This window comes from Sphaerisporangium siamense, assembly GCF_014205275.1.
Classification (GTDB): Bacteria; Actinomycetota; Actinomycetes; order Streptosporangiales; family Streptosporangiaceae; genus Sphaerisporangium; species Sphaerisporangium siamense.
Window position 1 is genome coordinate 1,441,575 of record NZ_JACHND010000001.1, and the last position, 24,864, is coordinate 1,466,438.

At 72.6% G+C, this 24,864-nt stretch carries 22 protein-coding genes; 19 read left to right on the forward strand and 3 right to left on the reverse strand.

Going from position 1 to position 24,864, the window contains the following annotated elements; all coding sequences use genetic code 11:
- Positions 1-131: 131 nt before the first annotated feature.
- Both BJ982_RS06665 and gnd read left to right on the forward strand, forming a co-directional pair.
- Positions 132-800, forward strand: a complete 669-nt coding sequence (locus BJ982_RS06665; RefSeq protein WP_184877568.1) for an HAD family hydrolase — start codon at positions 132-134, stop codon at positions 798-800.
- Between the two features lie 179 nt (positions 801-979).
- A complete protein-coding gene (gene gnd / locus BJ982_RS06670; RefSeq protein ID WP_184877570.1) occupies positions 980-2,416 on the forward strand; it encodes an NADP-dependent phosphogluconate dehydrogenase in 1,437 nt (478 codons plus the stop codon).
- A 6-nt stretch (positions 2,417-2,422) separates the two neighbouring features.
- Here the strand turns inward: gnd and BJ982_RS06675 are convergent, their stop codons facing one another.
- Entirely contained in the window at positions 2,423-2,617 is a 195-nt protein-coding gene (locus tag BJ982_RS06675) for a hypothetical protein (RefSeq protein WP_184610194.1), read from the reverse strand.
- Positions 2,618-2,881: 264 nt separating this feature from the next.
- On the opposite strand from BJ982_RS06675, the gene BJ982_RS06680 reads away from it, so the two are divergent.
- The 13 genes from BJ982_RS06680 to BJ982_RS06740 all read left to right on the forward strand — a co-directional run bounded on the left by BJ982_RS06680 (position 2,882) and on the right by BJ982_RS06740 (position 17,141).
- Positions 2,882-4,117, forward strand: coding sequence for a helix-turn-helix domain-containing protein (locus BJ982_RS06680; protein ID WP_507763472.1), 1,236 nt, complete (start codon positions 2,882-2,884; stop codon positions 4,115-4,117).
- 176 nt (positions 4,118-4,293) lie between these two features.
- On the forward strand, positions 4,294-5,133 hold the full coding sequence (locus BJ982_RS06685) for an undecaprenyl-diphosphate phosphatase (protein ID WP_239123461.1): 840 nt from the start codon (positions 4,294-4,296) through the stop codon (positions 5,131-5,133).
- 88 nt (positions 5,134-5,221) lie between these two features.
- Positions 5,222-6,184, forward strand: a complete 963-nt coding sequence (locus tag BJ982_RS06690; protein WP_184877575.1) for a 3-oxoacyl-ACP synthase III family protein — start codon at positions 5,222-5,224, stop codon at positions 6,182-6,184.
- 10 nt (positions 6,185-6,194) lie between these two features.
- Positions 6,195-6,941, forward strand: a complete 747-nt coding sequence (locus tag BJ982_RS06695; RefSeq protein WP_184877578.1) for a glycosyltransferase family 2 protein — start codon at positions 6,195-6,197, stop codon at positions 6,939-6,941.
- On the forward strand, positions 6,938-8,095 hold the full coding sequence (locus BJ982_RS06700; protein ID WP_239123462.1) for a cytochrome P450: 1,158 nt from the start codon (positions 6,938-6,940) through the stop codon (positions 8,093-8,095). The genes BJ982_RS06695 and BJ982_RS06700 overlap by 4 nt, the downstream gene beginning before the upstream one ends.
- The gene (locus tag BJ982_RS06705) at positions 8,088-9,659 is read left to right on the forward strand and encodes a class I adenylate-forming enzyme family protein (protein ID WP_239123463.1); all 1,572 of its coding nucleotides are present in this window, start codon (positions 8,088-8,090) and stop codon (positions 9,657-9,659) included. Before BJ982_RS06700 ends, BJ982_RS06705 begins: the two co-directional genes overlap by 8 nt.
- 73 nt (positions 9,660-9,732) lie before the next feature.
- On the forward strand, positions 9,733-10,668 hold the full coding sequence (locus BJ982_RS06710; protein ID WP_239123464.1) for an NAD-dependent epimerase/dehydratase family protein: 936 nt from the start codon (positions 9,733-9,735) through the stop codon (positions 10,666-10,668).
- A 213-nt stretch (positions 10,669-10,881) separates the two neighbouring features.
- On the forward strand, positions 10,882-12,057 hold the full coding sequence (locus BJ982_RS06715; protein ID WP_239123471.1) for a cytochrome P450: 1,176 nt from the start codon (positions 10,882-10,884) through the stop codon (positions 12,055-12,057).
- 238 nt (positions 12,058-12,295) lie between these two features.
- Complete coding sequence (locus BJ982_RS06720; RefSeq protein WP_184877585.1) at positions 12,296-13,372, forward strand: ABC transporter substrate-binding protein; 1,077 nt, start codon at positions 12,296-12,298, stop codon at positions 13,370-13,372.
- A gap of 97 nt (positions 13,373-13,469) precedes the next feature.
- Positions 13,470-14,306, forward strand: coding sequence for an ABC transporter ATP-binding protein (locus BJ982_RS06725; RefSeq protein ID WP_184877587.1), 837 nt, complete (start codon positions 13,470-13,472; stop codon positions 14,304-14,306).
- Positions 14,307-14,309: 3 nt separating this feature from the next.
- A complete protein-coding gene (locus BJ982_RS06730; protein WP_184877589.1) occupies positions 14,310-15,170 on the forward strand; it encodes an ABC transporter permease in 861 nt (286 codons plus the stop codon).
- A complete protein-coding gene (locus BJ982_RS06735) occupies positions 15,170-15,565 on the forward strand; it encodes an RrF2 family transcriptional regulator (protein ID WP_184877592.1) in 396 nt (131 codons plus the stop codon). The genes BJ982_RS06730 and BJ982_RS06735 overlap by 1 nt, the downstream gene beginning before the upstream one ends.
- Before the next feature lie 97 nt (positions 15,566-15,662).
- Entirely contained in the window at positions 15,663-17,141 is a 1,479-nt protein-coding gene (locus tag BJ982_RS06740; RefSeq protein ID WP_184877594.1) for a serine/threonine-protein kinase, read from the forward strand.
- A 9-nt stretch (positions 17,142-17,150) separates the two neighbouring features.
- Here the strand turns inward: BJ982_RS06740 and BJ982_RS06745 are convergent, their stop codons facing one another.
- Positions 17,151-19,085, reverse strand: coding sequence for an amino acid transporter (locus BJ982_RS06745; RefSeq protein ID WP_184877596.1), 1,935 nt, complete (start codon positions 19,083-19,085; stop codon positions 17,151-17,153).
- Positions 19,086-19,683: 598 nt separating this feature from the next.
- On the opposite strand from BJ982_RS06745, the gene BJ982_RS06750 reads away from it, so the two are divergent.
- Both BJ982_RS06750 and BJ982_RS06755 read left to right on the forward strand, forming a co-directional pair.
- Positions 19,684-20,649 (forward strand): ATP-binding protein, encoded by a 966-nt coding sequence (locus BJ982_RS06750; RefSeq protein ID WP_184877598.1) that lies wholly within the window; start codon positions 19,684-19,686, stop codon positions 20,647-20,649.
- 116 nt (positions 20,650-20,765) lie between these two features.
- Complete coding sequence (locus tag BJ982_RS06755) at positions 20,766-21,152, forward strand: SCO5389 family protein (RefSeq protein WP_184877601.1); 387 nt, start codon at positions 20,766-20,768, stop codon at positions 21,150-21,152.
- Here the strand turns inward: BJ982_RS06755 and BJ982_RS06760 are convergent.
- The gene (locus BJ982_RS06760) at positions 21,100-22,164 is read right to left on the reverse strand and encodes a LysR family transcriptional regulator (RefSeq protein WP_184877603.1); all 1,065 of its coding nucleotides are present in this window, start codon (positions 22,162-22,164) and stop codon (positions 21,100-21,102) included. The genes BJ982_RS06755 and BJ982_RS06760 overlap by 53 nt on opposite strands.
- Positions 22,165-22,261: 97 nt before the next feature.
- On the opposite strand from BJ982_RS06760, the gene BJ982_RS06765 reads away from it, so the two are divergent.
- Together BJ982_RS06765 and BJ982_RS40295 are read left to right on the forward strand one after the other, a co-directional pair.
- Positions 22,262-23,536 (forward strand): pyridoxal phosphate-dependent aminotransferase, encoded by a 1,275-nt coding sequence (locus BJ982_RS06765; protein WP_184877604.1) that lies wholly within the window; start codon positions 22,262-22,264, stop codon positions 23,534-23,536.
- A gap of 140 nt (positions 23,537-23,676) precedes the next feature.
- Complete coding sequence (locus BJ982_RS40295) at positions 23,677-24,864, forward strand: cytochrome P450 (protein ID WP_184877605.1); 1,188 nt, start codon at positions 23,677-23,679, stop codon at positions 24,862-24,864.

Below are 24,864 nucleotides of genomic sequence, written 5' to 3' on the forward strand. Positions count from 1 at the left end.
TTCCTGTTGGACGCGCGCTCTCCGGGGTACGGAACCGGACACGTGGCCGGGCCGTCGCGGGGGTGTCGGCGGCCGGGTGTTCCTACGGGGCGGGGCGGGCCATGGCCCGGTGATTCCAGGATGGTGAAGCGATGCGGCGCGGCGTTATCTTCGATCTCGACGGCACCCTGGTCGACACCACGTACCTGCACGTGGTGGCGTGGTGGGAGGCTTTCAGGAGCCGCCGGAGGGACATCCTCATGCTGGACGTCCACGGGGCCATCGGCCGCGCCGACCGGGCCCTGCTCGACTACCTGCTGCCCGAGGCGGGCGAGGAGGAGGCGCAGGCCATCTCCGACGCGCACGCTGAGATCTACAAACCGCAACTCGACAACGTGCGCCCCGTGCCCGGCGCGGGCGAGCTGATGCGGACGCTCGCCGACCGGGGGCTGACCGTGGTGGTCGCGACCAGCGCGCCCAAGGACCAGGCCGAGCGGCTGGTCAAGATCACGGGCGCGGAGGACGCGGTGGCGGTGCTGGTGCACGCCGGGGACGTCGACAAGTCCAAGCCCCACCCCGAGCCGGTGCGGCAGGCACTCGACAAGTCGGGCATATCCGCCGAGCAGGCGTTCATGATCGGGGACAGCGTCTGGGACGCGCTGTCGGCCCGCGCGGCCGGGGCCGCGTGCCTGGGCGTGCGATCCGGAGGCATCGACACGGCCTCGCTGCGGGACGCCGGCGCCGAGGCCGTCTACAAGGACTGCCGCGACCTGCTCTACAACCTGGAGGAGAGCCCGCTGGAGCGCCTCCTGCGATCCTGACCCTCACCTCGCGCGCGGCCCCGCGACCGTCTCCTTCACAATGGGAACCGCCCCGGAAACGCCGCGGACGGCCCCGGGCGCCACCGCCGTCGTCGGCCCGATCCTCGCCGCGCCGCCGTCCCCGTCGAACCCCGCGGCCCTCCTCGGCGTATCGCTGACCAGAAGGAGAGTGATCGGACATGACGACAGAGCGCGCGGTCATCGGAGTCACCGGACTCGGGGTCATGGGCCGGAACCTTGCGCGGAACTTCGCCAGGCACGGCTACCCCGTGGCCGTGCACAACCGGACGGAGGCGAAGACCAAGGCGCTGATCGAGCAGTTCGGCGCCGAGGGCGATTTCCTGCCCGCCGAGACCCCGGAGGCCTTCGTCGCCTCGCTCGCCCGCCCTCGCAAGATTGTGATCATGGTCAAGGCGGGGGCCTCGACGGACGCGGTGATCGACGAGTTCGCGCCGCTGCTGGAGCCCGGCGACATCCTGATGGACGGCGGCAACGCCCACTTCGCCGACACGCGCCGCCGCGAGAAGGCGCTGCGGGAGCGCGGCGTCCACTTCGTCGGCACGGGCATCTCGGGCGGGGAGCAGGGCGCCCTGGAGGGCCCGAGCATCATGCCGGGCGGCTCGCCCGAGGCGTACGAGCACCTCGGGCCGATCCTGGAGGACATCGCGGCGAAGGTCGACGGGGTGCCGTGCTGCGCCTACGTCGGGCCGGATGGTGCCGGACATTTCGTGAAAATGGTGCACAACGGCATCGAGTACGCCGACATGCAGCTCATCGCCGAGGCCTACGACACGCTGCGCCTGGGCGCCGGAATGTCCCCGGAGCAGATCGCCGAGGTGTTCCGCCTCTGGAACACCGGCCGCCTGGAGTCCTACCTCATCGAGATCACCACGGTGGTGCTCTCGCATCGGGACGCGGCCACCGGCGAGCCCTTCGTCGACGTCGTGCTCGACCAGGCCGAGCAGAAGGGCACGGGCCGGTGGACGGTCCAGACCGCGCTCGACCTCGGCGTGCCGGTCAGCGGCATCGCCGAGGCCGTCTTCGCCCGCTCCCTGTCCGGCCACGCCGGGATGCGCGAGGCCGCGCGCGTCCTGCCCGGCCCGTCCGGCGACGGCCTGGAGCCGTCGTTCGCCGACGACGTCGAGCAGGCCCTGTACGCCTCCAAGCTGGTGGCCTACGCCCAGGGCTTCAACGAGATCCAGGCCGGCAGCGCCGAGTACGGATGGGACATCGACCTCGGCGCGATGGCGACGATCTGGCGGGGCGGGTGCATCATCAGGGCGCGCTTCCTGGACCGGATCCGCGCCGCCTACGAGGCCGACCCCGGCGTGCCCACACTGCTGGCGGACGCGTCCTTCGCGGCCGAGCTGTCGCGGGCCCAGCGGGCCTGGCGGGACGTCACCGTCGCCGCCGCCCGCCGTGGCATCCCGGCGCCGGGTTTCGCCGGCTCGCTGGCCTACTACGACGCCCTGCGCGCCGAGCGCCTGCCCGCCGCGCTGATCCAGGGCCTGCGCGACTACTTCGGCGCGCACACCTACCGGAGGGCCGACCGCGACGGCGTCTACCACACCCGGTGGGAGCTGCCCGGGAACCCGGAGATCCGCGTGGACGTCTGAGACCGGTCAGAGCGCCGAGCGCGCGCGCTGCTCCTGCTCGGCGATCAGCTCGGCGAGGGTGGTGGCGTCGTCGGCGTCCACCGTGCGCCACACCCCCGCCGCCTCGGTGGCGTCGTCGAAGCGCAGGCGGGTCGCCCAGAAGCGCCCGGCGTCGGAGCGGAAGACCACCCACCCGGAGGCCCCGGCCGGCGCGGGGTTCACCGGACCTCCCCTGCCCGGGGGCGCGGTGGTGGCGCGAGGTGCCGCCGGCGGAGGTGGATTGCTCTGATCTGTCGCACGTGGCCCGACCTCGGTTCGCATCAGTAGGCCCACAAGCACCGGCAATCGTTCCTATGGGCCTGTCCTTTATGGCGTCATCGGTCTGCGCGAGACGCATCCGCGCTACGGTCAGTGTGAGGGATCGGTGACACGGTGTCATCATTGCCATGATGCCGCACCGTCATTGCCGCAACACCTGGAGTAATGATGACCATCGGCGAGGATCTCAGGGTCGCGCGCAGGCGCGCCGGGCTCAGCCTCGGCCGGCTCGCCGCGATGACCGGCGTTTCCGCAGGCCATCTCAGCCGGGTGGAACGGGGGGACCGCGAGGTGACCCCGGCCGTCATCCGCCACTACGAGGTCGCTCTGGGGATGTCGCCGGTTCGGTTCATGGCAACGGAAACCCCCCATTCTCGCGACGCCGAAACGGGTACCGTCGATGACATGAAGCGCAGGGGCCTACTCTCGGTCATCGCGGCGGCTTCGGTGGGGGTCGCCACGGGCGAGCCTCTGACACGCCTGCTTGACGGATTGTCGACCGAACCGCCAAACCTCGTCGGCTTACCCGAAGTGCGGGCGGTCGAGGCCGCCGCCGACCTGTACATGCGCATGGACCTCGCCCGCGGGGGCAACGCCGCCATCGCCATGGCGCGCGGTTCCCTCGAATGGGCGGTCAAGCTGCGGGACCGGCCCATGGCCGAGCCCACCCGCGACCGTCTCAGCTCCGCCATCGGCCTCCTGGCCGACCGCGTCGGCTGGGCCACCTACGACCAGGGCCGCCTCGAACCGGCCACCGGACTCCTCACCTTCGCCCTCGACTCCGCGGCGCGCGGCTCCGACCGCGACCTGCGGGCGCACACCATGCTCGACCTGTCGGTGGCCTTCGCCGACCTGGGCCGTCCGCGCGACGGCGTCGACATCCTCCGCATGGCGCTCGGCGACGAACGCATCTCCAGCGCCGAGCGCGCCAACCTCCACGCCGTGGCCGCCCGCCACTGCGCCGCCGCGGGCGACCGCGCGGCCGGGCTGCGGCACATCGGCCTCGCCGAGGAGGCCCTCGCCAGGGCCGAGCCGGCGCTCGCGCCCGACTGGGCGCACCACATCACCGTCTCGCCCGGCCACCACGACAGCGCGCTCGGGCTGGCGCTGTTCCAGCTCGGCGAGGACGCCCGGGCGCGCGTGCGGCTCAGCGCCGCGCTGGAACGCCTCGGCGAGAGCCGCACGCGCACGGGCCTGCGGTGCCTGACGCGTCTGGCCGTGCTGCGCATCCGCGAGGGCGACCGCGAGGCGGGCGCCGAGCAGGCGCGCCGCGCGGTGGTGCTCGCCTCGGACGTCCAGTCGATGCGCGTGGCCAGCGATCTTCGCATGATGATCGACGGCGTTCGCCAGAGCGGAATGACCGAGCTCGCCCGCGAACTGTCGGGAACGCTGACGGCGGCCTGAGACGGGCGCGGCGTCCCTCAGCGCCCACGACCGGTTAAGGGGACAGGAAAGCACCAAAGCCGTACGGCCGACCGTATATCGGCCGTACGGCCGAGCCCCGTGGTCCGGAATTCGGCTAACCTCGCCTGGTCCCCGCATGCGCCAGGCGCTTCGCCGCGTCCCGGCCCTGTCGAAAGGTGTGTTCGTTGATCGGCTGGTTCGAGGCGCTCGTGCTGGGGGTGGTGCAGGGACTGACGGAATTCCTGCCGATCTCCTCCAGCGCGCACATCCGGGTGGTGTCGGCCTTCTTCGGCTGGAAGGACCCCGGGGCCGCGTTCACCGCGGTCATCCAGCTCGGCACCGAGGCCGCCGTGCTGATCTACTTCCGCCACCGCATCTGGGACATCGTCTCCACCTGGGCCCGCTCGCTGTGGAAGCCGGACCTGCGGCCGGAACCCGCCGCCCGCATGGGGTGGTACATCATCGTGGGCAGCATCCCCCTCGGCGTCGGCGGCGTGATCTTCAAGGAGCAGATCGAGACCACCGTGCGCGACCTGCGCCTCATCGGCACCTGCCTGATCGTCTTCGGACTGCTGCTCGCGGTCGCCGACCGTATGGCGCGCAACGAGCTGACCCTGGACAAGAACCTCAACACCCCGCACGCGCTGACGTACGGCCTCGCGCAGGCGCTGGCGCTGATCCCGGGCGTGTCGCGCTCGGGCGGCACCACCGGCGCGGGCCTGCTGCTCGGCTACCGGCGCGAGGAGGCGGCCGAGTACTCGTTCCTGCTGGCGATCCCGGCGGTGCTGGGGTCCGGGGTGTTCGAGCTCTTCAAGATCGGCGACGGTGAGACGACGCCGAACTGGGGCCCGACGATCCTCGCCACCATCGTGTCGTTCGCGATCGGCTACGCCGTGATCGCCTGGCTGATGCGGTACATCAGCACCCACCGTTTCACGCCGTTCATCATCTACCGGGTCGTCCTCGGCCTCGCGGTCATCGGGGCCGTCAGCTTCGACCTCATCCCGGCGATCTAGTCCCGGACCGTGCGCCGATCGCGCCCGGTAAAGAGCAGGTAGATTCCGATCGGGGGATATTTCACGACAATCGAGCACGGGGGGCGCGATGAAGGCCCGTATCGCGGGCGTCGCGGCGTACCTGCCGGAACGCTCCATGACCAGCGACGAGGTCGAGTCGCGGATCGAGGGATACGTCCCGTACCGCGGGGTCATCGAGCGCATGACCGGCATCAGGCGGCGGCACCTCGCCGCGGACGACGAGCAGGCGTCCGACCTCGCCGTCGCCGCGGTGCGCCGGCTCCCGGAACCCCGGGAGCCGGACCTGCTCATCTTCGCGTCCGCGTCCCAGGACATGGTCGAACCGGCCACCGCGCACATGGTGGCGGCCAAGCTCGGCCTGTCCTGCCCCGTCTTCGACGTCAAGAACGCCTGCAACAGCCTCTTGAACGGCATCCAGGTGGCCGAGGCGCTGATCCGCACCGGCGCCCACCGCACGGTCGTGGTGTGCAGCGGCGAGCTGCCCTCCCGTGCCGTGCGGTGGCGGGTCGAGAGCCGGGCGCAGTTCGCCGACGCCTTCGCCGGGTACACGCTGTCGGACGCCGGCGCCGCGGTGCTGGTCACCGCCGACCCGGGCCGGGGCATCTTCTACCGCGCCTTCGCCGCGCACTCCACGGCCTGGTCGGCGGGCACGCTGCCCGGCGGCGGCTCGGCGCACCCGCGCGACCCCGAGTACACCTACTTCCGCGGCGACGGACGCCGGCTGAAGGAGGCGTTCGAGCTGGCCGGGCCGGACCTCTTCCTGACCGCGCTCAAGCGCACCGGCCTGACCTGGGAGGACTTCTCCGTCGTGGCCGTGCACCAGGTCGCGATGCCCTACCTGGACGTGCTGGCCCAGGCCCTCGGCATCCCCGGCGACCGCCTCGTCGTGACGCTGCCCGAGCACGGCAACTGCGCGTCGGCCACGCTGCCGCTCCAGCTCGCGGCGGCGGGCGCGGCACCGGGCGACCGGGTGGCGCTGCTCGGCCTCGGCGGCGGCATCAGCCTCGGCGTGCTGTTCGCGGACCTGTGAGGACGGACCGATGAACCTGTGGGTGATCGTCCCCGCCTACAACGAGGCGAAAGGGATCGAGGCGACGCTGCGCGCGCTCGAAGACCAGGACGACCGCGCGTTCACGCTGGTCGTGGTCGACAACATGAGCACCGACGCCACCGCCGAGGTCGTCCGGGCCTACGCCGCCGGCTCGTCCCTGACCGTCGAGATCGTCACCGAGCGGCGCAAGGGCACCGGCGCGGCGTCCGACACCGGCATGCGGCACGCCATCGCGCGCGGCGCCACCCACCTGCTGCGCACCGACGCCGACTGCCTGCCGCGCCGCGACTGGGTGCGGGCCATGAAGCGCGGGTTCGCCGACGGCCTGGAGATGGTCGGCGGCCTGCTGCGGCCCCGCACCGACGAGTTCCGGCTGAAGTTCTGGGAGCGGTGGCTGCTGCCGTCGGTGGTGGAGACGGCGGCGCTGTTCGGCCGCGTCCGCCCGGGCAACCGCGGCGCCTACCTCGGGCCCTACGTCATGATGCCCGGCGCCACCGTGGGCATCACCGCGGCCCTGTACGAGCGGGCGGGCGGGTTCCCGCGCACCGCGATCGAAGAGGTCCACGAGGACCGTGCCCTGGTCAACCGCGTGCGCGCCATCACCCGCGCCTACGGCACCCGGCGGGACGTCGTGGTGTACGGCTCGGTGCGGCGGCTGCGCGCGTACGGGCTGGCGGGGACGCTGGCCTGGTACGCCGACCACCACTACCGGCCCGAGGTGGTCGACGTCCGGTGAGACGCCGTGGCGCGGGGCGGGCGATGGCCGCCGAGCGGCGGCTCTACCTGGCCGCCCATCCGGTCGCCTATCCCCTGGTCCGCGCGCTCGCCAGGCTCGGCCCCGTGGTGCGGGTGCCCGGGCTCGGGGTGGTGGTGAACGACGCCGCGACCGCCCGCGCGGTGCTGACCGACCAGCGCTTCCGCAAGGACGGCCCCGGCTCTCCCGGCGACCTGTGGACGCCCGTGCTCGGGCCGTCGGTGCTGCTGAACATGGAAGGCGAGGCGCACACGGCGCTGCGGCGCAAGCTCGCCCCGCTGTTCACCCCCGCGCACGTCACGGCCCTGGTGGACGAGGTGCTGGCCGGGCCGCTCCGCGACCTGTCCGACCGGCTGGCGCGCGGCGCGACCGTGGACCTGGTGGACGAGATGCGGCTGATGGCGGGGACGGTGATCTGCCGGCTGATCGGCATGCGGGAGGTGCCGGCGCGGGAGGCGCGGTCGCTGTTCGCCGACGGGGAGCGGGTCGCGTCCATGGTCTCGCTGCGCTCCCGGCGGCTGTCGGACCGGCAGGTCGCGGCGGCGCGCCGGGTGCTGGACCGGGTCGGCGCCATCGCGGCGGACGCCTACGGGAAGGGCGACGCGGCGACCGTCATGGGCCGTATGCGGGCGCTCGGGCTGTCGGAGGCCGAGGCGCGCGGCGCGGCGGGGGCGTTCTTCCTGACCGGCACCGAGACGGTCGCGACGTTCGTGCCGAGGTTGGTCGCCCTGCTGCACGACTCCGGCACGCGGGTCGAGAAGCCGGAGGACCTGGACCGGGTCGTCGAGGAGGCCATGCGGGTGACGACGCCGACGCCGGTCATGCTGCGCTCGGTGGCGGCGCCCGCCCGGGTCGGACGGGTCCGGGTGCGCCCGGGAGACCGCGTGGTGATCGCCACCCACAACTGCGCCCGCGCCCACGGCCCGTTCGACCCGGCGGCCGAGCACCCCGCCGAGCTGCGGCGGCTCTGGTTCGGGGCGGGCCCGCACTTCTGCGTCGGCCATCCGCTGGCGATGGCCGAGATCCGGGCCGTGGCCGGGACGGTGCTGGCGCACCGGCCGCGGGTGGTCCGCCGCGAGGTGGCCCGGGGCGTGCTCATCCCCACCTATCGACACCTGTGGATAACTTGTGGATGACGTGTGGACAGGCGACGTCGTGGGCGACGTCCTCGACGGGCCGGCGCGCCACGGCCAGGTCGCGATCATCGACGGGCGCGGGCGGACGCTGACGTACGGGGAGCTGCGCCGCCGCGTCCGCGCCGTCGCCGGGGCCATGGCCGGCCTGGCGCCGGGCGAGCCGGTGCTGTTCGCCGTGCGGCCGGGGCCGGACGCCGTCGTCTGCGCGCTGGGGGCGGTCGCGGCGGGCGGCATGCTCGTGCTGGCCGACCCGGGGCTCGCCCCCACCGTGGCCGCCGCCCGGCTGAGGCTCGCCCCGCCGCGCTGGGTGATCGCCGACTCGCTGGTCTACGCGCTCGGCGGCCCGCTGCGCGCCCTCGCCGCCCGCCGCGGCCTCCACCTCCCGCACCTGCGCGACCCCGTACCGGGCCGCCCGGTCCGCCACCTGTACGCGGGCCGCCGGCTGCCCGGCGTGCCGCGCGGAGCGATCCGCCTGGGATCCCTCGGCGCGGGAGACCATTCGGCCGACCGCCCGCCTGCCCTCGGCGTGGACGGATCGGGCGCGTCCGCGGCGGCCGGGGCCCGTGGGCCGTCGCACGCGGGGCAGCCGGCCGTCGTGGCCTTCACCTCGGGTACCACCGGGCGGCCGCGCGGGGTCGTGCACACGCGCGGGTCCCTGGCCGCGGGCTCGGCGCTGTTCCGTGCGGCGGTCCCGCTGGCGGACGACGACGTCGTCCACACCGACCAGCTCATGGTGGGGTTGCCCGCGCTGGCGGCCGGCGCCACCTGGTCGCTGCCGGGCCCGGGCCCCTGGGCGGCCGAGCTGGCCGCGCGCGGAGCCACGCACGCCTTCCAGGTGCCCGTCCGGCTGGACCGCGCCCTGCGCGACACCGCCGCGCTGCCCCGGAGGCTGCGCTGCCTGCTGCTCGGCACGGCGCCCAGCCCGCCCGCCGTGCTGCGCCGCGCCCGGGACGCCGCGCCGCACGCCGAGATCCTGTCGGTGTACGCCCTCACCGAGGCGCTGCCGGTCGCGGTCGCGCGCGCCGAGGACAAGCTGGCCTGCCGGGAGGGCGACCTGCTCGGCACGCCGCTGCCCGGCGTGCGGACGCGGATCGCGGACGACGGCGAGCTGTTCGTCGCCGGGCCGCAGCTCGCCCGCGGCTACCTCGGCGAGCCCCCGCTGCGGGAGGTCGCGACGGGCGACCTGGCCCGCCTCGACGGGCACGGGCGGCTGGTGCTGCTCGGCCGCAAGAAGGACATGCTTCTCAGGGACGGCGTGAACATCTATCCGGGCCTGTACGAGCCCGCGATCGGCGCGCTGCCGGGGGTGGCCGAGGCGGCGATCGTCGGCGTGCCGGACCCGGAGACCGGGGACGAGGAGGTCGTGCTCGCCGTCGTCCCGGGGCCGGGCTTCGACGCCGGGGCGCTGCGCCGCGCCCTCCCAGGGGTCGTGGACGCGGGGGCGCTGCCGGACCGGGTGGCGGTACTGGACGACTTCCCGCGCGGCGGCCGCACCGACAAGCTCGACCGTGCCGCCCTACGGGCCGCCGTGGCGAGGCGGGAGACGCGGGGCGCCGCGGGATGACGGCGGCGGAGCCGAGGACGCGGGCGGCACGGGATGACAATGGCGGAGCCGGGGGCGCGGGGTGAGGGTCGCGGTGACGGGCGCGTCCGGGTTCGCCGGGGGCGCGGTCGTGCGGGGGGCGGTGGCTCGGGGGTGGCGGGTGTACGCCTTCGGGCGACGGCCGGCATCCGGGATCGGCGCGGGACCGTTCGGCGACCTGGTGCGCGGGGGCACGGTGCCGTACCGCTCCTGGGACGTCGCCGCCGACGCGTCCGGCGACCTGCCCGAGGTGGACGCGGTGATCCACTGCGCGGGCACGGTGACCGACTGGGGCCCGGCCGGAGAGTTCACGCGGGTGAACGTGACCGGGACCGCCCGGGTGCGGCGGGCGTTCTCCGGCGCGCGGTTCGTGCACGTCAGCACGGCCAGCGTGTACGACCCGTCCCGGCCGACCGTGATGGCCCGCGAGCACGAGTTCCCCGCCCGGCGGTACGCCAACGCCTACGGCGCCTCGAAGGCCCGCGCCGAGCGCGCGGCGGGCGAGGACGCGATCGTCCTCAGGCCGCACGCGGTGTACGGGCCCGGCGATCCGACGCTGCTGCCGCGGGTGCTGGCGTCGGTGCGCGGGGGGCGTCTGTGGGCGGTGGGCGACGGGCGCCAGCGCGTCAGCCTGACCTCGGTGGGCAACCTGGCCGAGGCGTGCCTGCTCGCGGCGTCCGGGCCGGTGGAGCGGGGCGTCTTCAACGTCGCGGACGCCGAGCCGGTGGTGCTGGACGACGCGCTGCGCTGGATCCTGCGCGAGCGCGGCATCGACGCCGAACCGTCCTATCTGCCCGCCGGGCTGATGACGCCGGTGGCCGGGGTCATGGAGATCGCCTTCCGCCTGCTGCGCCGTCCCTCGCCGCCGCGCCTGACCCGCTACGCGGTCGGCCACCTCGCCGTGGAGCGCACGCTGGACATCTCGGCCGCGCGGGAGCGCCTCGGGTATCGCCCGTCGCCGACCTCGTTCCGCGGGGCCGCGGCGTGGTGAACTCCCGCTCACGGCCGTGCCGGGCCGGCGGTGAGATCCGGCGTCGTCCGTGAGACGAACCCATCGGGGCCGAAAGTTGCACCGGTTGTCATCATCAATCCTTACAATTCCTGACAATCGGCATTGCGGGAACGGCGTCCGGGTGCGACCGTCGATATGAGCCTGCTCGCGGTACCCGTCCGGAGACGTTCCTCGATGAGAGGGGCACGCACCGTGTCCGATCTGCCCCAGCTGCCGTTCCCGCGGCGCAACCGGCTGGAGATGTCGCCGAAGTTCCGCGAGCTGCGGGCCACCGCGCCGATCGTCCGCGTGCGCACGGGCACGGGCGACGAGGCATGGTTCGCGGTGAGATACGACGTGGTGCGGACGCTGCTGGGAGACGACCGCTTCGGGCGCACCCATCCGGACCCCGAGAACGCCCCCCGCGTGTCGCACGCGGTCATCGCGGGCGTGCCGCGCGGCGGTTTCGAGACCGAGAAGGCCGACCACGCGCGGATGCGCAAGCTGCTCACCCCCGCCTTCTCGGCGCGGCGCATGAAGCTGCTGAGCGGCCACGTCCAGGACATCGTGGACGAGCTCCTCGACGAGCTCGCCGCGAAGACCCCTCCCGCCGACCTGCACGCGCACCTGTCCGTGCCGCTGCCCGCGCTGGTGATCTCCGAGCTGCTCGGCGTGCCCCGCGAGGACCGCGAGCGCTTCCGCGCGCTGGCCGACGCGATGACCGACATGTCGGCCCCCGGCACGGCGCACGCCGCGCTGGAGGAGCTGAGCGGTTACATCCACGAGCTCATGGTCGAGAAGCGCCGCCGCCCGGCCGAGGACGTGTTCTCCGACATGGCCACGATGGACGCCGACGACCAGGAGGTCGCCGAGCTGGGCGCGATGCTGCTGTTCGCCGGTCACGAGACCACGGTGAACCGCATCGACCACGGCGTGGCCTACCTGCTCACCAACCCCGACCAGCGGGACGCGCTGGCCGCCGACCCCTCCCTCGCCCCGGCGGCCGTGGAGGAGATCCTGCGCATGTCGGCGCCGTCCGACCTGGGCGTGACCCGGTGGGCGCGGACGGACGTCGAGATCGGGGGCGTCACGATCCGCAGGGGCGACGCGGTGATCGTCGGCACCATGGCCGCCAACCGCGACGAGGGCGTGTTCCAGGAGCCGGACCGGTTCGACATCCTCCGGCACGGCGAGGAGCCGCACCTGGCCTTCGCGCACGGCATGCACTACTGCATCGGGGCGAGCCTCGCCCGGGTGGAGCTGCGCAGCGTGTTCGGCACGCTGTTCCGGCGGTTCCCCGCCCTGGAGCTGGCGGTGCCGCTGGAGAGGATCCCGGTCAGGACCGACCGCGTGACCGGCGGCTTCGCGGAGATGCCCGTCGTCTGGTGACCTCCACGCCGAGGTGATCGCGGCCGGCCCCCGCGGACCGGGGCGCCGGCCGGACCCGTGAACACGGTCTTTCCGACCGCTGCCGTACGCGTGCCGAACCCCTTCCTGACCGCTGCCCCGAGGGACACGAACCGGTAACAACGCGTGCCCATATCGTCACACCTGCTTGACACCCGGCTCCGCATGTCGTCTTATATCACCTACCCGACTTATTAAGTAGGAATTAAAGGAGAGGTACATGAAGGTGCGCGGGCTCCGGGGGATGACGGCGGCGTTGGCCGCGGTCGCGGTGACCGCCCTCGCGGCGGCCTGCGGCGGCGGTGGCGACACCACGACCGCCTCCGGCGGTGCCGGCGGGGGCGGCACGACCAAGACCGAGCTGCGGCTCGGGTTCTTTCCCAACATCACCCACTCGACCGCCCTCGTCGGCGTCAAGAAGGGCTTCTTCACCAAGGCCCTCGGCGACAACGTCACGCTGAAGACCGCCACCTTCAACGCCGGCCCCGCCGCGACCGAGGCGCTCTTTTCGGACGCCATCGACGCGACCTATATCGGCCCCAACCCGGCCATCAACGCGTGGTCCAAGTCCAAGGGCCAGGCCATCAAGATCGTCGCGGGCGCCGCGTCCGGCGGCGTCTACCTCGTCGTCAAGCCGGAGATCAACTCCGTCCAGGACCTCAAGGGCAAGAAGATCGCGACGCCGCAGCTCGGCAACACCCAGGACGTCGCGCTGCGCTACTGGCTGCAGGAGAAGGGCCTCAAGACCGACACCAAGGGCGGCGGCGACGTCTCCATCGTCCCGCAGGAGAACGCCCAGACCCTGCAGACCTTCGCGACCGGCGACATCGACGGCGCCTGGGTGCCCGAGCCGTTCGCCAGCCGCCTGATCCAGGAGAGCAAGGGCAAGATCCTGGTCAACGAGACCGACCTCTGGCCGAACAAGCAGTTCGTCATCACCCACCTGATCGTCCGGCAGCAGTTCCTCAAGGAGCACCCCGACATCGTCAAGAAGCTGATCGAGGGGCACGTCGAGTCGACCGCCTACATCAAGTCCGACCCGGCGGGCGCCAAGGAGGCGATCAACGCCGAGCTTCAGGACCTCTCCGGCAAGCCGCTGAAGAACGAGGTCCTGGACAGCGCCTTCCAGAACATCACCTTCACCAACGACCCCATCGCGTCCTCCCTGATCGGAAGCGCCGACCACGCGCAGAAGGTCGGGCTGCTCGACCCGGTGGACCTCAACGGCATCTACGACCTCACGATCCTGAACCAGGTGCTGGCCGCCAAGGGGGAGCAGGCGGTGAGCGACAAGTGACCGGGCACCACACGGCGGGCCCGGTCGTCCGCGGAACGAACGAGCCGACGCGGCGCTCCCGGTCCATGACCGGCGGGCTGCCGGGTGAGGAGTCGAAGTGACAGCTCCAAGTCAGGAGCTGCGCTCCAGCCGGACCGACGGGCACGGGCCCGCGGTCCGGCTGGACGCGGTTTCCAAGGTGTACGGCCGGGAGCTCCTGGCCCTGGACCGGGTCAGCCTGTCGGTGGGCCGCGCCGAGTTCGTGTGCCTGCTCGGCGCGTCGGGCTGTGGCAAGAGCACGCTGCTCAACCTGGTCGCCGGTCTCGACCACGCCACGGCCGGGGACATCGACACCCAGGGCGGGCGCGTCGCGATGATGTTCCAGGAGCCCGCGCTGTTCCCGTGGCTCACCGTCTCGGCCAACATCGAGCTCGCGCTGCGGGTGACGAGCAAGGGCAGGAGCACCACCAAGAAGGAGCGCCGCGAGCGGGCGGCCGAGCTGCTGGAGATCGTCCACCTGAGCGGTTTCGGCGGCAAGCGCCCGCACGAGCTGTCCGGCGGCATGCGCCAGCGGGTCGCCCTCGCCCGGTCGCTCGCCCAGGAGGCCGACGTCCTGCTGATGGACGAGCCCTTCGGCGCCCTGGACGCGATGACCCGCGACCTGCTCCACGACCAGTTGGAGCGCATCTGGCGGGAGCGGCGGCTCACCGTCCTGTTCGTCACCCACAACGTGCGCGAGGCCGTGCGCCTCGGCGACCGGGTGGTGCTGCTGAGCAGCAGGCCGGGCACGGTGATCCACGACTTCCCCGTCGACCTGCCCCGGCCGCGCCGCACGGACTCGGCCGAGGTCGCCGAGCTGACGACCACGATCACCGACAGGCTCCGCCAGGAGGTGCTGCGGCACGCCAAGCCGGCGCGGCAGCCGGTGGGCGCCGCGTCGAGAGGCGACGGGTGAGGAATGACCACCACAGAGGTATCCCAGAGCATCGCCGGCCTGGACGCCCTTGAGCTGTCCACCCGCGAGCGGCGCCACCTGGCGTCCAGGATCTGGTCACGCGCGTGGCCGATGATCTCCGCCATCGTGCTGGTGCTCGCGGTGTGGGAGCTGGTCGTGCTGAGCGGCTGGCGTCCCGAGTACGTGCTCCCCGGCCCGATCACCGTGCTGCAGGACCTCGGGACGCGCCTCGGCGACCCGGAGTTCTACGACGCCGTCTTCGTCACGATGCGCCGGGCCATCGTCGGGTTCGCGCTGGCCGTCCTGGTCGGGCTGATCGTCGGCGCGGCGGTCTCGCGGGTGCGCCCGCTGCGCGCGGCCTTCGGGTCGCTGATCACGGGCCTGCAGACCATGCCGTCCATCGCGTGGTTCCCGCTGGCGATCCTGCTGTTCAAGCTGAGCGAGAGCGCGATCCTGTTCGTGGTGGTCCTCGGCGCCGCCCCGTCCATCGCCAACGGGCTGATCGCCGGGGTGGACTACACGCCGCCGATCCTGCTGAGGGCCGGGCACATCCTCGGGCTGCGGCGGCTGGCGCTGTACCGGCACGTCATCATGCCCGCCTCGCTGCCCTCGTTCCTGTCCGGTCTCAAGCAAGGGTGGGCGTTCGCGTGGCGCTCCCTGATGGCGGGCGAGCTGCTCGTGATCATCGCCCACCAGACCTCGATCGGTGAACAGCTCGACAACGCACGAGAACTGTCCGACGCGCCGGGCCTGCTCGCCACGATGATCGTCATCCTGATCATCGGCATCGTGGTGGACATGTGTTTCGGCGCCGCCGACAACGCTCTCCGGCGCCGCTGGGGGCTCGACCAACCTGTGGGCTGATGCGGATCTCAGCCAGGACGCAGTACGCCCTGCGCGCCGCGGCCGAGCTGGCGGCCGCTCCCCCGGGCCCCGTGCCCGCCGAGCGGATCGCCGGCTCGCAGGACATCCCCCGCAGGTTCCTGGACAACATCCTGCTCCAGTTGCGGCGCGCGGGGCTCATCGAGAGCCAGCGCGGCCCCGACGGCGGCTACTGGCTCGCGAGGCCGGCCTCCGAGATCACCCTCGCGGACATCATCGTCGTGGTGGAGGGCGTGCCGTCGGGCGGCGAGACATTCCCGGGTGTGGCGGGGCCGCTGGCGGAGGTGTGGACGGCGCTCCGGGCGTTCGAGAACACGACGCTGACCGAGATCACGCTGGCGCACATCGCCAGCGGTTCCCTGCCTCCGCTTTCGTGATGCCGTCCCGGCCCGTTGCGGCGCGCCGGCCACACGACTGTGGAAGACTGCGCATCTGCTGATTTCTTGCTCTATCGCCCGCGAAGGGGCATCGCAGATGGGAACTCCAGGGCAGCTCGTCGTCAAGAGGTACCGGCTCATGCGGGCGCTGGGCCAGGGCGGCATGGGCATGGTCTGGGAGGGGCACGACACACTTCTGGACCGGCCGGTCGCGGTCAAGGAAGTCCTGATCCCCGACACGCTGAACTCCCGTCAGCGGCTCAACATGATCCACAGCACGGCCCGCGAGGCCCGCATGGCGGCGCGGCTCAACCACCGCAACATCGTCAGCGTCTTCGACGTGGCCGACGAGGACGGCCGCCCGTGGATCATCATGGAGCTCGTCCCGTCGCGCTCGCTCGACCGGGTGATCGCGAGCGAGGGCCCGCTGTCGGTCGCCCGCGCGGTGGCCATCGGCACCGAGGTCCTCACCGCCCTGTCGGTCGCGCACGCCGCCGGCGTGGTGCACCGCGACGTCAAACCGGCCAACATCCTCATCGGCTACGACGGCCGGATCGTCCTCAGCGACTTCGGCATCGCCACCCTTCTGGACGATCCCCACGCCTCGCGCGGCGGCGCCACCGGCTCGCCCGGCTTCCTCGCCCCGGAACGCCGCGGCGGCAAGCCCGCGGAGCCCGCCTCCGACCTGTGGTCGCTCGGCGCGACGCTGTACGCCACCGTCGTCGGACGGCCGCCGTTCGAGGGGACGCGCGGGCAGCTCTCCACCCTGCTCGTCCAGGACGCCGAGCTGGCCAAGGCCCCCGCGGAGCTGCGCCCGGTCCTGGCGGGGCTGCTCACCGCGGACCCCGCCGCGCGCATGGGGGCCGCCGAGGCCAAGCGCCTGCTCGACGAGATGGCGACCCCCGAGGCCGCGCCGGCCCCCGTACGGCGCCGGGGCCGCCGGCTGCTCGCCATGGGGACGGCCGCCGCGGTGGCCGCGGTCGCGATCGGCGGGTGGGCGTTCCTGCGCCCGTCCGACCCGGCGGGCGCCGGCCCGGTCGCCGCCTCGCCGGCCGGCGCGTCGACGTCCCCGGCCCGGCCCTCGGCCTCGCCCACGCCCACGCCGGCCCGGCTGAAGCTGAAGTGGTACGACCCCGGCAAGGGCTGGAAGGCGGGGGTGCCCAAGGGCTGGCGGCTGTCGATCCAGGAGGACACCTACACGTGGGCGGACCGGGACGGCATCGCGCACCTGGGGGTCGAGGTGATCGACGCGCGCGGGAGGAACCCGGTGGACGTGCTGGAGGAGGTCGAGTCCTCGCTGTCCACATCGGTCAGGAAGTATCAGCGCGTCCGGCTGAAGAAGGCGCCGTCCAAACACGGGACCGTGGCCGCGGAATGGGAGAGCACCTGGACCGGGCCGGGCTACCACTCCTGGGCGGTGCGCGGCGTCGCCTACCGCGAGGTGCAGCGGATGATCGTCACGGGCGACAAGATCAGCGTCCTGGACTGGTCGGCCACGGACGCCGAGTGGAACCGGCTCAGACCGACGATGGACGCGGTCTTCAAGTACTACCGCCCGCCGGGCACCGACGGCTGAGCCGCGCCGTCAGCCGACGTGCACCGGCGGGCGCCGGCCGTCGTCCGGCTCGGCCTGGCGCAGCACCTCGCGGGTGAGCGGCGCGACATCGCCGCCGCCGAACACCAGGTAGCGCAGCAGCGCGGCGATCGGGTTGCCCTCCGACCAGTGGAAGTAGACGTGCGGCAGCTTGCCGGTCTCGTCGCGGATGTGCAGCAGGACGGCGGCGATGGCGTTCGGCACCGTCGCGCCCCGCACCCGCAGGATCTTGTAGCCGTGCCGCTCCTCGCCCTTGACGCACAGCTCGGAGTGGAACTCCGAGGCGTCCTCGACCGTGACCTCCAGGAAGACCAGGGGCTCTTCCTCGGGGAGGTGGTGGTTGCGCCGGGTCTCGTGGTCCTTGTCGGCGTACTCCCGCGCGTCGCGGGCGTCCGGCTCGTTGGCGATGATGCGGATCTTGCCGGGCACGTCGATCATGCCCCTGGCCTTCTCGTCCAGCTCGATGGCGCTCACCCGCAGCTCGGTCGAGCGGGTCGCCCGGGAGATCAGCGAGGTGACGACGATGGCCAGCACGAACAGGAACGCGATCTTCAGGCCGTCCGGCCGCTCGACGATGTTGGCCACGGCCGTGTAGGCGAGCACCAGCGCCACCAGGCCGAAGCCGACCGTCCTTCCGCGCCTGCGCTTGTGCCAGGCCGAGAGCGTGACCGCGACCGCCGCCGAGAGGATCAGCGCCAGCACGCCCGTGGCGTACGCGCCGCCCTGCTCCTCGACGCCCGCGCCGAAGAAGATCGTGATGCCGCAGGCGATGCACGTGAAGACCAGCACCAGGGGGCGCACGGCGCGCGTCCAGTCGGGCGCCATGCCGTAGCGCGGCAGGTAGCGGGGCACGATGTTGAGCAGTCCCGCCATGGCGGACGCCCCGGCGAACCACAGGATGGCGATCGTGCTGAGGTCGTACGCCGTGCCGAACAGGTCGCCGAGGTACTCGTGGGCGAGGTAGGCCAGGGCCCGCCCGCTCGCCTTGCCGCCCTCCTCGAACTCCTTCGGCGGGATCAGCACGCTGGTGGCGAAGGAGCTGGAGACCAGGAACACGCTCATGATCAGGGCGGCGGTGGTGAGCAGCAGCCTCGCGCCCTTGATCCGCTGCCGCAGGTCGCCCTTGACCAGCGGCATCACCGCGACGCCCGTCTCGAACCCCGACAGGCCGAGCGCGAGCTTGGGCATCACGAACAGCGACACGGCGATCATGGCGAGCGGCCCGGAGTGCTCGGTGGTCAGCGCCGTACGCCAGTCGCCGATCAGGTCCGGGTGGGCCACGGCCCGCACGACCGAGGTGGCCACCACGATCACGTTCAGCAGGAGGTAGACGGCCACCAGCACGACGGCCAGGCCGATGGCCTCGCTGAAGCCTCCGAGGAACACCGCGCCGAGCGCGGCGACCAGGAACAGCGTGATCGGGACCTTCCACCCGTCGAACACGTCGGGGACGAACGGGTTCTGCAGGATGTGCGCCGTGGCGTCGGCGGCCGAGAGCGTGATCGTGACGACGAACGCGGTGGCGACGAAGCCGAGCAGGAACAGCACGAGCAGCTTGCCGCGCCATCCGGGCAGAAGCCCTTCGAGCATGGAGAGCGAGCCGAGGCCGTTCGGGCTCTCGGCGGCCACCGCGCGATACGTCGGCAGCGCTCCGAACAGGGTGAGCGCGACGAGGAGCAGCGTGGCGACGGGGGACAGGGCGCCGGCGGCGAGGGCGGCGATGCCGGGCTGGTAGCCGAGCGTCGAGAAGTAGTCGACGCCGGTGAGGCACATGACCTGCCACCAGCGGTGCTGCTCGTGCGGGGCGGGGTCGGCGTGCTGCCCCACGGACCGGCGGTCGGACTGGAGGAGCCCGTGGAGGAGCCAGGCGCGCACTCTGTCGTCGGCGCGTCTCCCGCTCGACGGCGGAGAGGAAGTGGCCGTCACTGTCACCCCTTGTCCGAACACAGCAGGATGTAGAGGAACCCTACTCAACAGGCGTCCCGCGAAGCGGGTAACCGTGCCACGTCATCAGTGATCTGCCCACGGCGCGCCGGGGCAGACGCACCCGCCGGTCCATGACCGGTCCGCACCATAGATCCGATACGCCCCATAACCAGAAGAAAATCCGCATCGGTGTATCGCGTCCCTCCCGTCCCGGCGCCCTATGTACCCCGGGACCTGCGCCTAGACCTCCGACCTCTGCTCGACCCCGGGTCCGCAACTATCGTTGTCGAAGTATCTGACCGCGCCCCGAAAATTCGCACCGACACACGGACCTGCGGGGCCTTCCGGTGCGTGCGATAAAGAAACCAGCACAGAAGACGTCCCACCTCCCCGGCCGCCCGCGACCATGTCATCGCCTCCCCCGCCACAGCTCAGAGCGCGGCGCCCGGCGCTCCACCGTGCCGCTCCACCGTGCCGTTCCGCCGCGCCGTCCGGCCATGCCCCCGCCATGCCACGGAGGTCCACGCGCGCAGGGACGCGTGTCACGATGGTGCCACGGTACTTGCAATGGTTTTCATAATCAGATTGGATCCCAGCCATGAGAGTCGCCTTCGTGGGAAAAGGTGGTAGCGGTAAGACCACCCTGTCCTCGCTGTTCGCCCGGTACACCGCGCGTGCCGGCGGTCCGGTGGTGGCCATCGACGCCGACATCAACCAGCACCTGGGCCTGGCCCTCGGGCTCACCCCCGACCGGCTGCCCGCCCCGCTGGGCGCGGGCATCACCGCGATCAAGGACTACCTGCGCGGCGACAACCCCCGCATCCCCTCGGCCGCCACCATGGTCAAGACCACCCCGCCCGGCTCCGGCTCCCGCCTGATCACCATCGACGACCCCTACTTCACCCGCCACCACACCACCACCGTCCCCGAACTCGGCGGCCTGGCCCTGATGGTCACCGGCCCCTTCAACGAAGACGACCTCGGCGTGGCCTGCTACCACTCCAAGGTCGGCGCGGTGGAGCTCTACCTCAACCACCTCATCGACGGCCCCGGCGAACACGTCATCGTCGACATGACCGCCGGCGGCGACTCCTTCGCCTCGGGCATGTTCACCCGCTTCGACATGACCTACCTGGTCGCCGAACCCACCCGCCAGGGCATCGGCGTCTACCACCAGTACGCCGAACACGCCCGCGACTTCGACGTCCCCCTCGCCGTCATCGGCAACAAGATCCACACCCCCGACGACGTCGCCTTCCTACGCCGCCACGTCGGCGAGGCCCTGCTGGTCGCCCTGCCCCACTCCCCCGCCGTCCGCGCCATGGAACAAGGCCACCCCTTCACCCTGGACGACCTGGAACCCCAAGGCCACCACGCCCTGGCCGTCCTCAAAGACCACCTGGACGCCCAGACCAAGGACTGGGCCAAGTTCGGCCGCCAGACCATCGAGTTCCACACCCGCAACGCCCACGCCTGGGCCAACCGCGCCACCGGCCAGGACCTGCTCCAGCAGATCGACCACGACTTCGTCTACGGCCGCCGCCCCACCCTCGCCACGGGCTGAGACCGGCGACCGGCGCGGCGGCGCGTCCCACGCGACTGTCGCTTCCGCGCCACCTTCAGCCCGCGCCACCGCCCGCTTACCGTCGGATCCGTCCCCGCTGTAGAGGAGAACCTCGCATGTCGCTGACCGTTCCCCCAGAGCTTCTCGACCAGGCGCGCGCCGGTGAGGTCGACGACGCCGCCTTCGTGGCCTGCGTCCGCGACTCACTGCCCTACGCCTGGTCGCTCATCACCGGTCTCATCCGGCAACGGCAGGAGACCGGTGCGGAGTTCGCCGACAACCACACCCCGCCCCCGGACGAGGCGGCCCGTGGCCAGCTCCTGCGGTGCCTGGCGAGCGACGCGATGCGCGGCGCCCTTGAGCGTCACTTCGGCGTGCGGCTCGCGTTCCAGAACTGCCACCGCGTGGCGGTGTTCGACCCGGCGGCCGAGAAGGCGCACGCCGAGTTCGTCACCGCGCGCTCGCAGATCCTGAACCAGAGCCCCGACCTGGTGGACTGCTGACCGGCGGTCCGCCGCCTTCCACGGGGCCGTACGGGATCCCCGCCCGTACGGCCCCGTGGTACGCCTGGAGCGGGTCGGCCGACGCGCGCACCGGCGCGAGTCCGGCGGCGAGGTAGCGTGCCGCCACGTGCAGGGCGCGCAGCGTCGCCGCGATCGACGGGCGGTTGACGCTCGGCCCGCGCACCACCGCCTTGACCTCGCGCGTGACGGGCTCGCCCGGCAGCTCGCGCACCGCGACGCCGCGCACCCCGGCCGCGAGGGCCAGTGCGGGTACGGCCGCGATGCCGATGCCCTGGGCGACCAGGCCGAGGATCGTCCCGAGGCCCTCGAACTCCCACGGCACCGGCGGCGCGCCGCCGGCCTCGGCGAGCAGGCGGTCCACCGCCACGCGGGACGGCTCCCCCTCGGGTGTCGCCATCCACGGCTCCTCGCGCAGCCGCCGCAGGTCCACCGGCGTGGCGGGGTCGGCGACGGGATGACGCCGGGGCACCACCAGCACCAGCGGGTCGCGCAGCAGCGGGTGGACCCGCAGCACCTCACCGTCCCGGACGGCAGCCTGCGTGTGCCAGTCGTCGACGAGGGCGATGTCGGCCTCGCCCGCCTCGACCTCCGCGATGCCCCGCCCGGGACCGCTCTGCCTGAGGCGCAGGGTCAAGGAGGTGTGGCGGCGCAGCGACCGGGCCAGGACGGGGGCGAAGGCGACGGCGGCGGTCGGGAAGGCGGTGACGACCACCCGTCCGGAGGGGGTGCCCCGGTGGGCGGACAGGTCGGACTCGGCCGTCTCGACCATGGCGAGGATGCGCTCGCCGTGCCGGACGAGGCGGTGGCCGGCGTCGGTGAGTTCGGCGCTGCGCGAGGTGCGATCCAGCAGAACCGAGCTCGTCTCGCGTTCCAGGGCGGCGAGCTGCTGGGACACCGCCGAGGCGCTGTACCCGAGCGCGGCGGCGGTCGCCGCGATGCTCCCCCGGCGCGCGAACTCGCAGAGCAGGGCAAGGCGCCGCAGGTCGAGCATCGGTTCTCCTTACGGTCACCCCTGGAAAGCCTCGCTTGTCCTGATGGATGTACCCGCGCAAGCTGGGCACGTCCCCGGATGCGAGGAGGTTATGGCCGTGAACATCACGCTTTCCGCCACACTGGCAGCTAATGAGGAGATTGCCCGAAGACGCGGCGCCGGGCAGCGGGTCCTGAACCTGGCCTTCGGCGAGGCCGGGCTCCCCGTCCACCCGGCGCTGCGCGAACGCCTCGCGCGGGCCGCCACGGACAACGGGTACGGCCCGGTGGCCGGCGCGCCGTCCCTGCGCGAGGCCGCCGCGGGCTACTGGACCCGCCGTGACCTCCCCACCGACCCCGATCTCGTCGTCTGCGGCCCCGGAAGCAAGCCCCTCCTCTACGCGCTGCTGCTCGCGATCGGCGGCGACGTCGTGCTGCCCGTGCCGAGCTGGGTGAGCTACGCCGCCCAGGCCGAGCTGGCCGGCGTCCGTCCGATCCCGGTCCCCGTGCCTCCCGGCGAGGGAGGGGCACCGGACCCCGAGCGGGTGGCCGACGCCGTCCTGCGGGCGCGCGCCGAGGGACGCCGGGTCGGATCGCTGCTCGTCACGCTGCCGGACAACCCCACGGGACGGCTGGCCAGGCAGGCGACCGTGCGACGCCTGGCGCGGATCGCCCGCGATCTCGACCTGATCATCGTCTCCGACGAGATCTACCGGGACCTCGTCCACGACGAACGCGCCCCCTTCCTGTCGCCCGCGGCCGTCGCGCCCGAGCGGACCGTCGTCACGACCGGCCTCAGCAAGAGCCTGGCGCTCGGCGGGTGGCGCATCGGCGTCGCGCGGCTCCCCTCCGCGCCGCTGCGCGACCGGGTGCTCGCCATCGCCTCCGAGATCTGGTCGAGCCCCGCGGCCCCCGTGCAGCACGCCGCCGCGTACGCCTACGCCGAGCCGCCTGAGCTGGCCGAGCGCGTCGCCGCGAGCCGCCGGCTGCACGGCGTCGTGGCCCGCGCGGTGGCCGGCAGGTTCGCCGCGGCGGGCGCCCGCGTGCCGTCCCCGCAGGGCGGCTTCTACCTGTATCCGGACCTCGCGCCGCTGAGCCGGTTCGCCACCTCCGACGCGCTCGCCGCGACGCTGCTCGACGGCCACGGGGTGGGCGTGCTGCCGGGCACGGCGTTCGGGGACTCCCCCGGCGCGCTGCGCGTCCGGGTCGCCACGAGCCTGCTGTACGGAGAGTCGGAGGAGCGCCGTCTGGCCGCCCTCACCGCCGAGCGCCCACTGGACCTGCCGTGGGTCGCCGCGGCGCTCGCGCACCTCGGCGAGGCGCTCCATGGGCTCACCGAGCGACGGGGTTTCGCGGCGTGGATCCCGGCCGCGCTCGCCCCGGCCGCGCCCTAGGAGCGCAGTCGCCGGATCGGCTCGTGGGCGTGAATGTTCATCGCTTCGCCAGAAAAACATGCCCTGATATATGCGGTTTATGAGTGGATGTCCGACTGTCAGACTCGTCGGCACTGGGAGGACGAACAGGGAGTGCTAACGTGCCGAACACCGCGACGGCCCCGGTCGCAGACTGGTTCACGCTGGACCGGCTCCACGCCGACCCGTACCCGATATACGCGCGGCTGAGACGCGAGGCGCCGATCGCCTGGGTTCCCGCGACCCGGAGCTACTTTCTCACCAGCTACCGAGCATGCCGCGATGTGAATCTCGACCAGGAGGTCTTCACCGCGACCCGGGAGTACACCCGCCGGTATTCGATGGGCGCCAGCATGCTGCACAAGGACGACCCCGAACACGCGACCGAGCGGAAGGCGTTCGGCGGCGTGCTCAAGCCCAACGCCATCGCGCGAGATTGGAACCGCGTGTTCGAGGTGAACGCGCGAAAACACCTCGCCGGGTTGCGTGACGCCGGTCCCGGCGCGGACCTGGTCGAGGCCTTCTCCGGCCCGTTCGCCGCCGACTGCCTCCGCGAGATGCTCGGCTTTCGCAACGTCGGCCAGCACGACGTGCACCGATGGTCCCAGGCGATCATGGACGGCAACAGCAACAGCGACGACGATGACGAGGTGTGGGAGCGATACCGCCATAGCGGCGAGGAGATCGACGAGGCCCTCGACGAGGTGATCCCGCTCCTGCGCGCCGAACCGGACGGCTCGCTCATCTCCACGCTGATCAACGGTCCCGAGCCGATGGACCTGGAGTCGATCAGGGCGAATGTCAAGATGACCATCGGCGGGGGAGTCAAGGAACCGCGCGACGCGCTGGTGATCGCGCTGTGGGGGCTGCTGAGCCACCCGGACCAGTTCGACCGGGTCAGACGTGATCCGGGCGCAGCCGTGCCGGCGTTCGACGAGGCGGTGCGGTGGGTGTCCCCGATCGGGATGTACCCGCGGAAGACGACACGGGCGACGGAGCTGGCGGGGGTGAGCCTGCCCGCCGGCGCCCATCTCAGCGTCGTGATCGCCGCGGCCAACCGTGACGAGACGGTGTTCGGCGACGGCGAGGAGTTCGACATCAACAGGGAGCGCAAGCCCCACCTCGCCTTCGCCAACGGAGCGCACATCTGCGCCGGCCAGCACGTCGCCAAGGCGATGATCGGACGTGTCGCGCTGCCGATGCTGATCTCCGCGCTCCCCGGGTTGCGTCCGGCGGAGGACACCGAGCCGCGCAGCGGCGGGTGGATCTTCCGCCGCATCTACGAACTCCGCCTCGCGTGGGACGTGTGA

Excerpts from the sequence above, each read along its gene's own strand:
- BJ982_RS06665 (WP_184877568.1), top strand. The coding sequence starts at position 132 with ATGCGGCGCGGCGTTATCTTCGATCTCGACGGCACCCTGGTCGACACC.
- gnd (WP_184877570.1), top strand. The coding sequence starts at position 980 with ATGACGACAGAGCGCGCGGTCATCGGAGTCACCGGACTCGGGGTCATG.
- BJ982_RS06680 (WP_507763472.1), top strand. The coding sequence starts at position 2,882 with ATGACCATCGGCGAGGATCTCAGGGTCGCGCGCAGGCGCGCCGGGCTC.
- BJ982_RS06690 (WP_184877575.1), top strand. The coding sequence starts at position 5,222 with ATGAAGGCCCGTATCGCGGGCGTCGCGGCGTACCTGCCGGAACGCTCC.
- BJ982_RS06695 (WP_184877578.1), top strand. The coding sequence starts at position 6,195 with ATGAACCTGTGGGTGATCGTCCCCGCCTACAACGAGGCGAAAGGGATC.
- BJ982_RS06720 (WP_184877585.1), top strand. The coding sequence starts at position 12,296 with ATGAAGGTGCGCGGGCTCCGGGGGATGACGGCGGCGTTGGCCGCGGTC.
- BJ982_RS06730 (WP_184877589.1), top strand. The coding sequence starts at position 14,310 with ATGACCACCACAGAGGTATCCCAGAGCATCGCCGGCCTGGACGCCCTT.
- BJ982_RS06735 (WP_184877592.1), top strand. The coding sequence starts at position 15,170 with ATGCGGATCTCAGCCAGGACGCAGTACGCCCTGCGCGCCGCGGCCGAG.
- BJ982_RS06740 (WP_184877594.1), top strand. The coding sequence starts at position 15,663 with ATGGGAACTCCAGGGCAGCTCGTCGTCAAGAGGTACCGGCTCATGCGG.
- BJ982_RS06750 (WP_184877598.1), top strand. The coding sequence starts at position 19,684 with ATGAGAGTCGCCTTCGTGGGAAAAGGTGGTAGCGGTAAGACCACCCTG.
- BJ982_RS06755 (WP_184877601.1), top strand. The coding sequence starts at position 20,766 with ATGTCGCTGACCGTTCCCCCAGAGCTTCTCGACCAGGCGCGCGCCGGT.
- BJ982_RS06760 (WP_184877603.1), bottom strand. The coding sequence starts at position 22,164 with ATGCTCGACCTGCGGCGCCTTGCCCTGCTCTGCGAGTTCGCGCGCCGG.